The 15,778-nt window shown below is 74.9% G+C and carries 11 protein-coding genes; 7 read left to right on the top strand and 4 right to left on the bottom strand.

Going from position 1 to position 15,778, the window contains the following annotated elements:
• Window positions 1–11 precede the first annotated feature (11 nt).
• Genes OG462_RS09745 through OG462_RS09735 form a run of 3 tightly spaced genes read right to left on the bottom strand, consistent with a single transcriptional unit; the run spans window position 12 to window position 2,298 of the window.
• The gene (locus OG462_RS09745) at window positions 12–881 is read right to left on the bottom strand and encodes a biotin-dependent carboxyltransferase family protein (protein ID WP_406056438.1); all 870 of its coding nucleotides are present in this window, start codon (window positions 879–881) and stop codon (window positions 12–14) included.
• Window positions 878–1,513, bottom strand: a complete 636-nt coding sequence (locus OG462_RS09740) for an allophanate hydrolase subunit 1 (protein ID WP_406056436.1) — start codon at window positions 1,511–1,513, stop codon at window positions 878–880. The genes OG462_RS09745 and OG462_RS09740 overlap by 4 nt, the downstream gene beginning before the upstream one ends.
• Window positions 1,510–2,298: a LamB/YcsF family protein gene (locus OG462_RS09735; RefSeq protein WP_406056434.1), complete on the bottom strand. Its 789-nt coding sequence runs from the start codon at window positions 2,296–2,298 to the stop codon at window positions 1,510–1,512. The genes OG462_RS09740 and OG462_RS09735 overlap by 4 nt, the downstream gene beginning before the upstream one ends.
• Before the next feature lie 112 nt (window positions 2,299–2,410).
• On the opposite strand from OG462_RS09735, the gene OG462_RS09730 reads away from it, so the two are divergent.
• From OG462_RS09730 to OG462_RS09710, 5 genes are all read left to right on the top strand, one after another.
• Window positions 2,411–3,121, top strand: a complete 711-nt coding sequence (locus OG462_RS09730; protein WP_406056432.1) for a GntR family transcriptional regulator — start codon at window positions 2,411–2,413, stop codon at window positions 3,119–3,121.
• A 136-nt stretch (window positions 3,122–3,257) separates the two neighbouring features.
• The gene (locus OG462_RS09725; protein ID WP_406056431.1) at window positions 3,258–4,802 is read left to right on the top strand and encodes a hypothetical protein; all 1,545 of its coding nucleotides are present in this window, start codon (window positions 3,258–3,260) and stop codon (window positions 4,800–4,802) included.
• On the top strand, window positions 4,799–5,524 hold the full coding sequence (locus OG462_RS09720) for a hypothetical protein (protein ID WP_406056429.1): 726 nt from the start codon (window positions 4,799–4,801) through the stop codon (window positions 5,522–5,524). The genes OG462_RS09725 and OG462_RS09720 overlap by 4 nt, the downstream gene beginning before the upstream one ends.
• Window positions 5,521–6,477, top strand: coding sequence for a hypothetical protein (locus OG462_RS09715; protein WP_406056427.1), 957 nt, complete (start codon window positions 5,521–5,523; stop codon window positions 6,475–6,477). The genes OG462_RS09720 and OG462_RS09715 overlap by 4 nt, the downstream gene beginning before the upstream one ends.
• Window positions 6,478–6,539: 62 nt before the next feature.
• Window positions 6,540–11,261, top strand: a complete 4,722-nt coding sequence (locus OG462_RS09710; RefSeq protein ID WP_406056425.1) for a hypothetical protein — start codon at window positions 6,540–6,542, stop codon at window positions 11,259–11,261.
• A gap of 143 nt (window positions 11,262–11,404) precedes the next feature.
• Here OG462_RS09710 and OG462_RS09705 read toward each other — a convergent pair whose 3' ends face one another.
• The gene (locus OG462_RS09705) at window positions 11,405–11,773 is read right to left on the bottom strand and encodes a hypothetical protein (protein ID WP_406056423.1); all 369 of its coding nucleotides are present in this window, start codon (window positions 11,771–11,773) and stop codon (window positions 11,405–11,407) included.
• A 435-nt stretch (window positions 11,774–12,208) separates the two neighbouring features.
• Between OG462_RS09705 and OG462_RS09700 the strand changes: the two genes are divergently transcribed.
• Entirely contained in the window at window positions 12,209–15,280 is a 3,072-nt protein-coding gene (locus tag OG462_RS09700) for a nitrate- and nitrite sensing domain-containing protein (RefSeq protein ID WP_406066450.1), read from the top strand.
• A complete protein-coding gene (locus tag OG462_RS09695; protein ID WP_406056421.1) occupies window positions 15,277–15,726 on the top strand; it encodes a roadblock/LC7 domain-containing protein in 450 nt (149 codons plus the stop codon). Before OG462_RS09700 ends, OG462_RS09695 begins: the two co-directional genes overlap by 4 nt.
• Window positions 15,727–15,778: the final 52 nt, after the last annotated feature.

The raw sequence follows: 15,778 nt of genomic DNA, 5'->3' as shown, positions 1-15,778 counted from the left end.
CGCGAGAGGCCTCAGCGCACCGGCGTGAACCGCACCGGCGTGCCCGGCACCGCCTGCGCCGCCGCGCCCAGATCGGCTTCCCGGACCACTCCGACCACCGGATAGCCCCCGGTCGTCGGATGGTCGGCGAGGAACACCACGGGGCGCCCGTCCGGCGGCACCTGGACCGCGCCCAGGACCATGCCCTCACTCGCCAGTTCGCCCGGCAGGGCCCGCTCGAGGGCCGGGCCTTCGAGGCGCAGTCCGATGCGGTTGCTCGCCGGGGACACCCGGTACGCGCGCGTGGCGAGGGTGCGGAGGGCCGCAGCGGTGAACCAGTCGTCGCGCGGTCCGAACCGGACCCGCAGGACGAGTTCGGCGGGCGGGCCCGGCCATGGCGGGGCATCGACCGGTCCCCGTACGGTCGCGCCCGTGTCCTGACCGAGGGGCAGGACCGTCTCCTCGGTCAGCGGCGCCGGGCCCAGTCCGGACAGCAGGTCGGTGGAGCGGCTGCCGAGCACCGGTTCGACGTCGATCCCGCCGCCGAACGCCACGTACGCGCGCAGCCCGCGCGTGGCCGTGCCGATCTCCAGGACCGACCCGGCGGGCACACGGACCGCGGTTCCCCAGGCTGCCGGGCGCCCGTCCACCCGCACCGGGCACGGCGCGCCGCCCACTGCCACGGTGACCGCGCAACGGGGCCGCAGGGCGCAGCCGTCGACGGTGGTCTCCAGGACCGCCGCCGTCTCCGGATTGCCGACGAGCCGGTTGACGAGCCGTACGGCCGCCGGGTCGAGGGCGCCGGAGCGGGGCACGCCGAGATGTGCGTACCCGGTACGACCCAGGTCCTGCACGGTGGTCAGCGCTCCGGCCCGGACCACGGCGACGGCCCGGTCGGTCATCGCCCGCCCTCCGCCGTGAACCGGACCGGAGTGCCGGGAGCCAGCAGCGCGGCCGGTTCTCGACCGGTGTCCCAGAGCACCACATCCGTCGTGCCGATCAACTGCCAGCCACCGGGGGAGGAACGCGGGTACACGCCCGTGTACGGCCCCGCCAGGGCGACCGAACCGGCCGGGACGGCCGTACGGGGAGTGGCGCGCCTGGGCACCCCGTACCGCTCGTCGAGCCCCGTCAGATAGCCGAAGCCCGGGGCGAACCCACAGAACGCCACCCGGAACCCGGCCGCCGAGTGGATCCGTACCGCCGCCTCGACGGACACCCCCCACAGCGCGGCGACCTCCGCGAGATCGGGCCCGTCGTAGCGGACGGGGATCTCGATCGCCTCGCCCACGCGCGCGGGGAGCGGCCCCACCTCCCAGCCGGTCAGCTCGGCCGCGAGCCGGTCCGGGTCCGCGACCCCGTCGAGCAGCACCGTCCGCGCCGCCGGCACGATCTCCCGTACGGCGGGCAGGACGCCGGCCGCCCGGCGCCGCAGCAGCTCGGCGTGGAACGCCTCCGTCTCCTCGCCGCCGGCCAGTTCCACGAGGAGCGCGCGCTCGCCCACGCGCAACGCGCGCAGGGCGGTGGACCTCACGCGAAGGCCTCCACCCGTACCCCGGAGTTCTCGAGGTGCTTCCGGACCCGTCGGGCGAGTTCCACGGCGCCCGGCGTGTCGCCGTGCAGGCACAGCGACCGTGGCCGCACGGCCACGGAGCTCCCGCAGTGCGCCGTGACCACCCCGAACCGGGCCATGGCCACCGAGCGTTCCACCACCGCGTCCGGGTCGCTGACGACCGCCCCCACCTGCCCGCGTGGCACCAGCGTGCCGTCCGCCCGGTAGGCCCGGTCACCGAAGGCCTCGGGGACGACCGGCAGCCCGGCCTCCGTCGCGGCCTCGTGCAACCGCGACCCCGGCAGCCCCAGGACCGGCAGCGTGCGGTCCGCGAGCAGCACGCCCTCGACGACCGCGGCCGCCTGCTCCTCGTCCCGGACCACCCGGTTGTAGAGCGCCCCGTGCGGCTTCACGTACGCGACGCGCGCGCCGGCCGCCCGCGCGAAGACCTCCAGGGCGCCGATCTGGTACGCCACCTCGGCGGCCAGCTCCGCCGCCGGCACGTCCATCGAGCGCCGCCCGAAACCGGCCAGGTCCCGGTACGAGACCTGGGCCCCGATCCGTACCCCGCGCGCGGCGGCGAGCTCACAGACCCGCCGCATGGTGGCCGCGTCCCCGGCGTGGAAGCCGCACGCCACGTTGGCGCTGGTCACGACGGACAGAAGCTGCTCGTCGTCGGTGAGCGTCCAGCGGCCGAAGCCCTCACCGAGATCGGCGTTGAGGTCGATCAGGGCCTCGTCCGGGCGCTGGTCCGGGGGCGTGCGCATCTGCACCTCACAGGAGGGAGGAGGGGGGTGCCGGGCCGGCACGGGGGACCGTACGATGCCGTCAACGTAGAGGATTGTTGAACGATCCGACAAGATGACGACGAGGAGCGCCGTGGCAGCGAGCCGAGCCGGGGACCTGACCGACGACCGCGTGCTGCTCGGGCGCACGAGCACGGCGGAGCGGGTCGCGGACATCCTGCGCACCCGGGTCGCCGAGGGATACTTCCCGCCCGGCACGCGGCTCTCCGAGGACGCCATCGGCGGTGCGCTCGGTGTGTCCCGCAACACCCTGCGCGAGGCCTTCCGGCTCCTCACCCACGAGCGGCTGCTCGTCCACGAGCTCAACCGGGGGGTCTTCGTCCGCGTCCTGGCCCCCGACGACGTGGCCGACATCTACCGCACCCGGCGGCTCGTCGAGTGCGCCGTCGTCCGCGGCCTCGGGCGGCCGCCGTACGCCCTCGACGCCCTCGCCGCCGCCGTGGTGGAGGGCGAGACCACGGCCCGGGCGGACGACTGGCAGGGCGTCTCCACGGCCAACATCCACTTCCACCGCGAACTCGTCGCCCTCGGGGGCAGCGCCCGTACCGACGAGCTGATGCGGGGCGTCCTCGCCGAACTCCGCCTCGCGTTCCATGTCGTCGACGACCCGCGCGTCCTGCACGAGCCCTACCTGGCGCGGAACCGGGAGATCCTGGACGCCCTGCGAGCCGGTGAGCGGACCACGGCCGAAGGCCTCCTCGCCCGCTACCTCGACGACTCCCGCACCCGGGTCGCGGCCGCGTACGCGCGGGCCGTCGAGCCCCCGGCCGGCCCGGCGGACTGACCCCACTGGGCCCCGGCCGGCCGGGCTTCCGGAGCGAGGCCGACCGACCTCTCGGCCCCCATTCCCCCGTCCTCGCAGGCCGGTCGCATCTGCGCCGTTTCGACCGTTGTCAGTCCGAGGACCTAATCTGTCCACCGTGACTTCGCCTGCCTCGACGGACCTCGCTCCGCCCCAGCTCAGCGCGGGGCCGCGGCCCGCGCAGGGTCCGGCCGCCGACGAAGGGCTCGCGCGGCGCCTCCGCGCGCTCGCGTGCACCGCCCCGCTCCACGACCTGGACGCGCGCAAGGCGAACCTGGCCGGTGAGTACACGGTCTACGCGATGGCCGAGGTCGCCCTCTCCGCGATCGACCTCATCACGCTGAACATGGACTTCGACACCGGCGCCGACCACGAGCAGATCGTCTCCCGGCTGCTGCCCCGCGTCGCCGCCCAGGCGCCCACCCGCCCCGCCGCCGAGCACGAGCGCGTGGCCCGCTGGGTCCTGGAGAACCTGATCAACGTCGGCAGCGTCGACCGCGGCTTCCGCGCCGTCTACGGCACCTTCGGGACCGACGGCGTGTACGTCCGCAGGGACTACGACTTCAAGCTCATCGAGGAGGTCCCGGGGTACGGCGGCGGTGTCTACCTCCGTACCACCGACGAAGCGGTCAACGTCCTGGTCGGCGCCCTCGACACCGACGTCACCAGCGCCCAGATCGCCGCCGAGGTGAAGCTGGAGGTCCTCATCAACCGGGGCCGCCTCGCCGACGCCCAGCTCGCCGCCGAGCAGGCGCGCTACCGGACCGTGCAGTACGCCGAGACCCTCCGCAAGACCCTGGAGGCCACCCGGCGCAACGTGCGCGCGGTGGACTGGCTCAACACGGTGCCCGACATGATCGCCGAGGCGCTCGACCACGTCGCCGACCGCTACCGCCACGAGAACGCGATCCTCACCAACATCCGAAAGGCCCGCGACGAGGCCGAGGCCACCACGGACGCCAAGACGGCCGAGCACAAGCGGCGCGCCGCCGAGCTCGTCGACATAGTGAAGGACTGCATCCGGCGCCACACCCAGCTCCAGTCCCGCCTCCTGGACGCCGGGCCCCTCTTCCGCGCCGAGCAGGACCGGCAGGCTTTCGCCGCCCCCACGTCGTACACCGGGCTCGACCTGTACGGGCAGCTCGTGGCGCCGACCCTGCCGCTCCCCGTCGAGCAGGCCGCCAGGGTCACCGACGCGTTCTTCGCGCGCGGCACGGGCCTGCGCACCCCTGCCTCCGTCCGCCTCGGCGACCTCGTCGACCTGCTGCTCACCCCGCCCGTGGAGCGCGAGCACCTCGGCGCGGAGATGCCCGAGCCCGACCTCATCGCCACCCCCGACGACTCCCGGTTCAGCGAGGAGCAACTCGCGAGCGCCATGCGCCTGCTCGACCTGGAGCACGACGCCCCACGGCGCCTCTCCGGCCTGCTGGCCGAGGCACGCGAGCTCGACGGCGACCTGCCGTACCTCGTCGCCCTCCTCGCCGTACACGCGGCGAGCCCCCCGGTCGGCACGGCCTACCGCCAGGGCGAGGAGCGCCTCCTCTTCGCCGTCGACGACGGCACCCCGCTCGACGACCCGGAGTTCGGCGGCGCCGACCTCATCGTCGGTACGGCGCTGCTCGACGCGGCGGGCATGGCCGCGGGCCGCACGGAGGCCTCGTGACCCTCGTCCCTCCGGCTCCGACGACGAGCGAGGCCGACGCCGTCGTACCGACCGCCCGACGGGGCGAGGCGGGGCCGAACCCCACGACGGCCGACGGCGCGGACGCGGCGGCGGCGCCTCAGCCCGAGCCCCAGCCCGAGCTTCAGTCCGAGCCGGACCAGGACCCGTCCGGCGGGCCCGAGGCCGCCGCTGAGCCCGAGCCCCAGCCCGAGCCCCAGCCCGAGCCCCAGTCCGAGCCGGACCAGGACCCGTCCGGCGGGCCCGAGGCCGCTGCTCAGCCCGAGCCCGCCGCCCCGGCCACCCGCCGCCCCGACCTCACTCCAGGCCCCCGCGTGCGCCCCGTCCGCGTGGACCCGCCTGGCGGTGCGTCGCGCGCGGCGGCCGAGGACCGGCCCGCACAGACCTCCGGCACCCGGCCCCGACCCAGGCTCGGAGTCGTGGCCGTGCCCGAGCCCACCCGTTCGCCGTCCGCCCGACGGCGGCGGGACACCCCGTCCGTCCGTGCCGTGCGGCTCACGGACGTACCGGCCACGCGTGCGGACCAGCCCGTGGACGGACCGGCGGACCGACCGGGGGGCAAGCCCGCGGACGGCCCCGCCGAGCGGCCGCCGGCCCGCCCCACCCCCGCGGCCGTCACCCCGGTCCCGCTGCCCGTACCCCGACCCGCGACCCCCGCCGTCCCCCCACCGACCGAGAGCCGTACCGAGGAGCCCCAGCCGTGAGCGAAACCCACGCCGAGTACGCCGACGCGTGGGGCGAGCAGGAGCCCCCGCAGCCCCCGGCCGCCTCCACGAGCGCCGCCTCCACGAGTGCCGCCTCCACGGGCGGTGCCACCGCGTCCGCCGTCACCCCCGCCGACGCCTCCGACGCGGCCCGGCTCGTCTCCTTCGGGCTGCAGCCCAAGCTGCTCCCGGCCCGCGATGCCGAGTACGCGGAGCTGCTCCGCCGCTACCGCGAGGACCCCGCCTTCGCGCGCCTCGCCGACGCCGTCGCGACCGGACTCGGCCTCGTCGTCCTGGAGGTCTCCCCGCGCGCGGGGATGGCCGTCACCGCCGGCGAGGACTCCGTCTTCGCCGTCCGCATGGGCGACTACGCGCGCCGCGCCTCCACGGACTCGGCCGACCGCTTCCTGCACGGCCTGGCCCATCTCGCCGTGGCCACCATGGCCTTCCCCCGCCCCGAGGACCTCGCGGACGACGCGTACATCGGCCGTCTCACCGTCAACGGCGTCGACGCGTTCGTACGCCAGGCGTGTCTGCGTCTGGAACAGCGTGCCGAGGAGCAGGGCGAGAACACCGACCCGGCATCGGACGCCCCCGGCCTGGAGGCCGCCTGGCGGATCTACGCCCGCCGCAGCGCCACCGGCGCCACCAAGGACGCCCGCCGCCTCGCCGGATCCACCACCGGCATCGTCGGCAAGGCGGCCGCCTTCCTCACCGACTCCGGCTTCCTCCAGCGCACCGGCGACGAGGGCGGCGGCTCCTACCGCACCACCGCCCGCTACCAGCTCCAGGTCCGCGACATGGCCGGCTCCGCCGCCATGGCCGAGCTCCTCGAACTCGGCGTCGTCCCCGTCAGCGACGGATCCGCGACCCTCCTTCCGCCGCCCGACGGCGACGACCTGGAACTCGCGGCCGACGCGGGCCTGCCCTTCCACGCCTCACCGCACGCGTAACCGCCCAGCACCGCCCCGCGTAACCGTTCTTCCCGAGCACGAGAGCACGAGAGTCCCTCGCCATGTACGAGCTGTCCCGGGTCCGCCTGTACTCCATCGGTCCCGCCGGTGCGCGCTACGCCGACACCGTCCTGGACCTGCGCGGGGTCGGCGCGCCCGTGCCCCACCCCGCTCCCACCCAGGCGGAGTTCTTCGAGGAGGAGCCGGTCGGCCCGCCGCGCCGTCCCGCCCCCGCGGGTGTGCTCTTCCTGGAGAACGGCGGAGGCAAGTCCGTCCTCCTCAAGCTGATCTTCTCGGTCATGCTCCCGGGCCACCGCAACACCCTGGGCGGCGCCAGCTCCGGCGTGCTGCGCAAGTTCCTCCTGGCCGATGACTGCGGGCACGTCGCCCTGGAGTGGCAGCACACCCTCACCGGTGAACTCGTCGTCGTCGGCAAGGCCAGCGAGTGGCGCGGTCGGCAGGTCTCCTCCGACCCGCGGAAGTTCGCCGAGGCCTGGTACTCGTTCCGTCCCGGCCCCGGACTCAGCCTGGACAACCTCCCCGTGGCCGAGGCGACCTCCGTTCGCGCGCCCGTCGAGGGCGCCTCCGGCGCGACGGGCCGCCGCCGCACCATGAAGGGCTTCCGTGACGCGATCACGGAGGCGGGCAAGGCGTATCCGCACCTGGAGGTGTACTGGGAGGAGATCCACGACCGCTGGAACGAGCACCTCGGCGAGCTCGGTCTCGACCCCGAACTCTTCCGCTACCAGCGCGAGATGAACGCCGACGAGGGCGAGGCGGCCGGCCTCTTCGCGGTCAAGAAGGACTCCGACTTCACCGACCTGCTGCTGCGGGCCGTCACCGACACCCGGGACACCGACGGTCTCGCCGACCTCGTCGGAGGCTTCGGCAACAAGCTCGGCCGCCGCGCCGAGCTGACCGCAGAGCGCGAGTTCACGGCCGGTTCCGTCGACCTCCTCAACCGGATCGTCGAGGCCGCCGGGACCCGCTCCACCGCGCGCGACATCCACACGGCGGCCGAGCGCCGCACCCGTACCCTGGCCCGCCGGCTCTCCGCCCGCGCCGCCGTGGAGCGCGCGCGTGGCGCGGAACTCGCCCAGCAGGTCACCTCCGCGGGACACGCCGTCGCCGAGGCCGAGACGGCACGCGGGCGCGGCGCCCTCATCGCCGCCGAACTCGCCTACCGGCATGCCTCCCTGGCGCTGACCGCCGCCGAGAAGGGCGCCGCGGCCCAGCGCCGCGAACTCACCGACGCCCGCACCATGCACTCCGCCTGGCAGGCGGCCGAGGTCGTCCTCCGTCAACGAGCCGCCGGCGACCGCTCCGCGCGCGTGGCCGCTGCCATCCGCGAGGCCGAGCGGGACGCCGCCCCGGCCCTCGCGGCCCGCGCCGAAGCCGCCGCCGACCTCGTACGCGCCCTCTCCGCCGCAGCCGAGGAGGGCGAGCGCCACGCGGCCGAGGAGGAGGAGCGCTCCACGGCCCTCCAGGACGCCGGCGAGACGGCCCACCGCGACGCCACGGCCGCAGCGACCGAGGCCCAGCGGGCCCGCAGCGAGGCCGGGCACCTGCGCCAGCGCCTCGCCGAGGTCGAGCAGGAGACCGCCGAAGCCGTACGGGCCGGCTGGCTCGACGACACCGCACCCGACGCCGACCCCGCCCGTGCCGCGCTCGCCGCCAGCGACGCCGAGAAGACGACGGTCGCCGCCTGGGACACCGCCCGCGAAACCGCCCGCACGGCCGCGGACCGCGCGCGTGAGGCCGCCGGGGCCGAGTCCCGCGCCGAACTCGCCGCCGCCCGCGCCGCGGACGCGGCCGAGGCCGCCGGGAACGCCTACGACGCGGAGCGCCGCGCCGCCGAGTTCCTCGCCGGCGAGGAGCGCCTCGCCGAACTCCTGAGCCTCCCCGCCGCCACCGGCTCGCCCCTTCCGGGGCAGCGCGCGGCCACCGCACCCCTCGCGGAGACCGAGGACGGCGACGCCGAGGCCCGGGACTCCGCCGCCGACGAGGGCGCCCCCGGCGGATCCGCGCCCCAGGGACCGCTCACCGTCACCGAGTTCGACCGGTACGCCGACGAACTGCGCGGCATGCTCGACCAGGCCGTCACCTCCGCCGAGCGCCAGCTCTTCGAACTGCGCACCGCCGCGGCCGACGACTCCCGCATCCTCGCCGCCCTCGGCGACGGAGGCCTGCTGCCGCCGGGCCCCGACGTCCTGGCCACCGTCGAGTACCTCGGCGAGCACGGCATCCCCGCCCTCCCCGGCTGGCGCTACCTCGCCCAGGCCGTGGACCCCGCCGACCACGCGCGCGTCCTCGCCGCGCGCCCCGAGCTGGTCGACGGTGTCGTGATCACCGACCCCGTCTCGTACGGACGCGCCCGCGAGGTCCTCGGCACCGCGGCCCTGCTGCCCCGCTCCGCCGTGGCCGTCGGTACGGCCGCCGCCCTGCTCGCCCCCGTACCGGCGCAGGACGCCGGCGGGCGCGAGGACAGCGGCGTCCACAGCGTTTTCCTCGTACCGCCGAACCCGGCCATGCACGACGAGCACGCGGCCGACGAGGAGCGGCACGCCCTGCGCGCCCGCGCCGCCGCCCGCGACGAGGAGATCCGTACCCTCGCGGCCCGCCTCGCCGGCGACCGCTCCCTCGCCGCCCGGATCGGCTCCTGGCGCGCCGACTGCCCGCCCGGCATGCTCGCCGAGCTCGCCGCCGTCGCCACGACCGCGCGCGAGACCGCGGAGGCCGCGGCCGCGACCCTCGACGAGGCCCGCACCGCGCGCGTGGAGGCCGACGAGGCCGCCGCCGAAGCCGCCCAGGTGCGCGACGAGCGCCAGGAGGCGGCCCAGCGCGCCCGCCGGGTCGCCGACGCCCTCGCGGGCCTCGCGTTCCGGCTGCGCGAGCGGTCCGCCTGGCAGGCCAAGCTCCGGGAACTCGCCGACGACGCCGCCGAGGCCGAGGCCCGCGCCCAGACCTGTCTGGAGCGTGCCCGCGCCGCCGACGAGGACCGCCGCGCGACCCAGCGCTCCGCCGACGACGCCCACCGCACCGCCCGCGCCCTGCGGGCCGAACGCGCCGAGATCGCCGGCGCGCCCGACAGCCTCCCCGAGGGCGACGCACCCGCGCCCCGCGCTGCGCTGCCCACCCTGCGCGAGGCCTACCGGGCCGCGTCCCAGCTGTACGAGAAGGTCGGCGTCGGCGCCGACCTGCGTGCCGAGCAGGCCCGCGCCGAGAGCGACGAGTCCGCCGCCCTCGCCGAGCTGGACCGCCTCACCAACAAGGTCCGCACCCGCGCCGAACAGCTCCTGGAGTCCACCGACGGCGCCGACGGCCCGTCCCGGCAGGCGGCGGCGGCCCGCGCCGAGTCCCTCGTCCAGATGCTGGAGACCCGCGCCTCGGAGGCGAGCGAGAAGCTCGGCCGCCTGCGCGGCGAGTCCGAGCGGCTCGCCCCCGAGGACGGCGAGGCGCACACCGAGCTGCCCGAGGACCTCGTCCCCGCCGACGCGGAGCGGGCCCAGGCCCTGCTCCGTACCGCCACCGCCGAACTCGCCTCCCGCACCGACGCCCTGGAGGCGGCGCGCGCCGCCCACACCGGACTGCTCCGCGACCACCGGGCCGCCGAGGACGCGGCGGGCGGCTTCGACGAGACCGCCGCCCTGCTGCGGGACCTGCTCCGCGACCACACGGACGAGGAGCGGGAGGAGACCGAGCCGTACCCCGGCAGCCTGGAGGAGGCCCGTACGACGGCCGCCGAGGCACGCCGCTCGCTGCGCGGCTGCACGGCCGAGCTGTCCTCGGCCGACGCCTCCGTGCGAGAGGCGAGCGACATCCTCGTACGGCACGCCAACTCCACCCGTTACGAGCAGGTCCGCACCCCTGCCCGCCAGCAGATCCGCGAACTGCCGGCGTCCGCGCTGCCCGAGCACGCCGCCAAGTGGGCCGAGGCCTTCGCGCCCCGACTGCGGGTCCTCACCGACGAACTGGAGCAGCTGGAGCGCAACCGCGACTCGATCGTCGACCGGCTGCGCGGCCTCGTGGAGTCCTCCCTCGCGACCCTCCGCTCCGCCCAGCGGCTCTCCCGGCTCCCCGAGGGCCTCGGGGAGTGGTCGGGCCAGGAGTTCCTGCGGATCCGCTTCGAGGAGCCCGACCAGGCCACCCTCGCGGAGCGGCTCGGTGAGGTCGTCGACGAGGCCACCCGCGCCGCCGTCAAGAAGAACTCCGACCTGCGCCGCGACGGCATGTCCCTGCTGCTGCGGGGAGTTCAGGCGGCGCTCGAACCCAAGGGCGTCTCGGTCGAGATCCTCAAGCCGGACGCGGTGCTGCGCGCCGAGCGGGTGCCCGTCGGGCAGATGGGCGACGTCTTCTCCGGCGGCCAGCTGCTCACCGCGGCCATCGCCCTGTACTGCACGATGGCGGCGCTCCGCTCCAACGACCGGGGCCGTGACAAGCACCGGCACGCGGGCACGCTGTTCCTCGACAACCCGATCGGCCGCGCCAACGCCACGTACCTCCTGGAGCTCCAGCGGGCCGTGTCGGACGCGCTGGGCGTCCAGCTGCTGTACACGACGGGCCTGTTCGACACGACCGCGCTCGCCGAGTTCCCGCTGGTGATCCGGCTGCGCAACGACGCGGACCTGCGGGCCGGGCTCAAGTACATCAGCGTGGAGGAGCATCTGCGCCCGGGTCTGCCGCAGTCCGGCGCGGAGGGTGAGACGATCCACGGCGAGATCACGGCGACCAGGATGTTCCGCCGCCACACGTCCGACAACCCCACCCAGGCGGCGTCCCTCTAGCGCATGTCCGGCGGATCGTGGACGGGGCAGCGGCCGTCGACCCTGATCGGCCGGACAGGCTCTGGCACAACGGTGAGCGGCCCGGCCCCCTCGACAGGGGACCGGGCCGCTCACCGTTTCACTTCACCGGACCATCGGGTCCGTCAGGCCGCCTCGGACAGCGACGCCGTCTCCGCCCGGCTCTCCCCGCGCTTCGCGCGGAGCGGCGGACGCGCCGTGCTGCTCGGCTCCGACACCACACCGTTGCGCTGGCGCCACACCTGACGGGTGATCCAGACGTCGAGCACACTCCAGGTGGCCACGACGGTGGAGACCACCGCGCTGACGGTCACCGGGAACGCCAGCCACGAGCCCGTCACGGAGCTGAAGAACGCCACGACTCCCTGGACGAGCGTCACCGATGTGATCATCACGGCCCGCACGGCGGCCGTGCGCACCGGGTCCGGCATGCGCCGGCGGGCCCGCTGGTCCTCCACCCACAACTGCCGTGCCGACCGCGCCTCGTATTCCATTGTCCCGTCACTCCCCACCACCGACCGACTTCAGGAGTGGCTGCCCGCCTTGAGCGTCTATACGCGGACAGAAGCCTCCCCGCACTTATTGACGCACGAGAGAGGGAAAAGGTTTCGCCCGAGCTGGGGTGAACGTGGCCGGGTCGGGACCGGAACGCACAATTCCAGCCAACTCCGCAGGCCGGAGAAATGGCGCATCATCAGGTGTCCTACGCCACAGTGGCCAATCCCAACTCCCCGAATAGCAGGACATCTCATGATCAACGCTCACTCGACAGGCTGAAAATAGCCCGGACATGCCTTCGGGATGGCCGTGATGCAGTAGTAGGCTCACGCCGCCGTTTGTTGAATCTCAAGGTTGACGCCGCGTGTTGACGCCGGACGTCACGAACGTGAAGGACCTCCGTGGCCACGGAGGTCGAGCTGGGGGAGGCCATGCGCTTTCGCGGGAAGTCCATCCGCCGGAAGATCGTGGCGTTGCTGCTCGTACCGCTCGTCTCCCTGACCGGCCTGTGGGGCTTCGCCACGGCCCTCACCGGACGCGAGGCCGACCAACTCCTCGACGTCGGCTACATCGTCGACAAGGTCGGCTACCCCCTGGAGGACACCGCCCGGGTCATCCAGCTCGAACGCCGCCAGTCGCTCATCTACCTCGCCGACCCCCGGGGCTCCGACACCCTGGGCTCCCTGCGCGAGACCCGCCGGGCCACCGACCGCCAGATCGCCCGCATCCGCGCGAACGCCGCCGACCCCGGCGTACGCGAGGAGATGCGGCCCGTCACCGCCCAGCGGCTGACCTCCCTCCTCGAAGCGCTCGAAGGCCTCGCCTCGCTCCGCCGCTCCGTGGAGAAACGCGACATCGGCCGAATGCAGGCCCTCGACTTCTACAACCGGCTCGTCGACCCCTGCTACAGCTTCCTCATCACCCTCCACGCCCTCGAGAACGTGGAGATGGACAAGCAGGGCCGCGCGCTCGTCGGCATCACCCGCGCGCGTGAGCTGCTCTCCCGCGAAGACGCACTCGTCCTGTCCGCACTCGTCGCGGACCGCGTCACCGCCCGGGAGATCCGCGAGATATCCGACCTCGTCGCCGTCCGCGAGCAGTTCTACGAGGTCAACCTCGAACTCCTGCCCACCGCGGAGCGCGACCGCTTCGAGAAGTACTGGCGCAGCCCCGACAGCCAGCCGCTGCGCACCGCCGAGAACGCGATCATCGAAGAGGGCCCCACCGACAGCCCGCGCGCCGTCACCCCCGCCTACTGGCAGGACAACGCCAGCCCCGTCCTCGACGACCTGGCCAGGGAGAACACCGCGGCCGGCGACCGCTACCAGGACCGCGTCCAGCCCGCCGCGTACAGCGTCCTCCTCAAGGCAGGCGTCGCCGGAGTCCTCGGCTTCCTCGCCCTGCTCGCCTCGATCGTCATCTCCGTCCGCATCGGCCGCGACCTCGTCCGCGATCTGCGCCGCCTCCAGAAGGAGTCCCAGGAGGTCTCCGGCGTACGCCTGCCCAGCGTGATGCGGAGGCTCGCCGCGGGCGAACAGGTCGACGTCGGCACCGAAGTTCCCCATCTGGGGTACGGACAGGACGAGGTCGGCCAGGTCGGCCAGGCCCTCAACACCCTCCAGCGGGCGGCCGTCGAAGCCGCCGTCAAACAGTCCGAGCTGCGGCGCGGTGTCTCCGAGGTGTTCGTCAACCTCGCCCGCCGCAACCAGGTCCTCCTCCACCGCCAGCTCACCCTCCTCGACACCATGGAGCGGCGCACCGAGGACACCGACGAGCTCGCCGACCTCTTCCGGCTCGACCACCTCACCACCCGCATGCGCCGGCACGCCGAGGGCCTCGTCATCCTGTCCGGCGCCGCGCCCTCCCGTCAGTGGCGCAAGCCCGTCCAGCTCATGGACGTGGTCCGCGCCGCCGTCGCCGAGGTCGAGGACTACGAGCGCATCGAGGTACGCCGGCTCCCGCGCCTCGGCGTGGGCGGCCCCGCCGTCGCGGACCTCACCCACCTCATCGCCGAACTCCTCGAGAACGCCACGGTGTTCTCGCCCCCGCACACCGCCGTCCAGGTGCTCGGCGAGCGGGTCGCCAACGGCTTCACCCTGGAGATCCACGACCGCGGCCTCGGCATGAACCCCGACGCCCTGCTCGACGCCAACCTCCGGCTCGCCGAGACCCCCGAGTTCGAGCTCTCGGACACCGACCGGCTCGGCCTCTTCGTGGTCAGCCGGCTCGCCCAGCGCCAGAACGTCCGTGTCTCGCTCCAGACCTCCCCGTACGGGGGGACCACGGCGGTCGTCTTCATCCCGGCCGCGCTGCTCACCGACGCGCCCGAGACGCAGGGCGCCGGCTTCCGCCTGGACCGCAAGACCCTGGAGCGCACCGGCCCGGCCGCGGACGGGCCGGCCGACGACGGCGTCCTGCCGAGCCGCCGCCCGGCGCTCGCCAGGGTCCCGGACGCGACCGAGGCATCCGGACCGCTCGACGGTCCCGTCGAACTCGAGGGGCCGATCGGCAGCGACGAGTTCGACGTGCTCCTCGACGGGGCCGCGGACCTCCTCGACACCGAGAGCGAGCGCGGCGGCCTCTTCCGGCCCCGGAGCCGGCGACGCTCCGGACTCGCACCGGCGGGCGAGCAGCACCAGCAGGCCGCGGACCGGCCGAACGGCCACGGCGAGGAGGAGACGCCCGCCGACGGGGGAGTCCTCGCTCCCGTGCCGCTGCCGCGCCGCCGCACCCCGACGCTCGTCGTGGACCACGGCCGCCGCCTCGACGAGCCGAACCGGGGCCGTGGCGCCGACGAGCCGGACAGGGGTCACCGTGTCGACGGGCCGGACCGGGGGCTTGGCGCCGACGGCCCGGACCGCGGCCACTCCCTCCCGGACCGCCCGTACCCGTTCCCGGACCGTGCGGACGCCGGCCCCGACCGGGCCCACGCGCTCCCCGACCTCGACCAGCCGCTCACCGGCCGGGCGCACCCCGCCCCCGGCCGCGTGACCGAGGGCTTCGGCCGGGTGCCCGACGGCCTGGGCGTCGCGGGCCACCACGCCCACGGTGCCGGGCAGGACGAACCGCCGGTGCCCCCGCGCGGAAACGGCCGGCAGGGCGACCAGCCCGTGTCCCCGCGCGGAAACGGCCGGCAGCACGAGCTGCCCGTGTCCCCGCGCGGAACCGGCCCCACCCTCGTCCCCGTACCACCGGAGGGTCCCGTGCCGCCGGAGAGCCCCGAGCCGTTCGGCGGGCTGCCCCGCCGCGTCCGCCAGGCCAGTCTCGCGCCGCAGCTGCGCGCGACCGACGCCCCCGCCGAGCGCGGTACGGGCGGTCGCGCCGACGCCCGAACGAGCGGCGGCTCCGCATCCGCGGACCCCGACTCCTTCGAGCGCGACGCCGAGGAGGTACGCGCGCGCATGGCCGCCATGCAGCGTGGCTGGCAGCGCGGGCGACGGCACAACGCCGACCCTGACGACCCGACAGCACCTGGAACGACACCCGAGGGGGACGGTCGATGACCGCACCGAACGCCGCAGCACCCAGCACCACCTCCGGCCACGGACACGGGAACGGCGAGCTGAACTGGCTCCTCGACGAGCTCGTGCAGCGCGTCGCGTCCATCCGGAAGGCCCTGGTGCTCTCCAGCGACGGCCTCCCCACCGGTGCCTCTCAGGACCTGACCAGGGAGGACGGCGAGCACTTGGCCGCCGTGGCCTCCGGCTTCCACAGCCTCGCCAAGGGCGTCGGACGCCACTTCGAGGCGGGCAAGGTCCGTCAGACGGTCGTCGAGCTGGAGGACGCCTTCCTCTTCGTCACGGCCGCCGGCGACGGCAGCTGCCTGGCCGTTCTCGCCGACGCGGACTCCGACGTCGGCCAGGTCGCCTACGAGATGACGCTGATGGTGAAGCGGGTCGGGGTCCACCTGGCGACGGCCCCCCGGACCGGTCTGCCCGCGGGAGGGTGAGTGGGACGGCATGAGTGACGCAACCGAGCGGAACCAGCCGAATCAGTCGGAC

Origin of the sequence: Streptomyces sp. NBC_01077 (genome assembly GCF_045162855.1) — a bacterium.
Taxonomy (GTDB): domain Bacteria; phylum Actinomycetota; class Actinomycetes; order Streptomycetales; family Streptomycetaceae; genus Streptomyces.
Note: the sequence above shows the minus strand (reverse complement) of the source record. Positions and strands in the feature narration are given on the sequence as shown.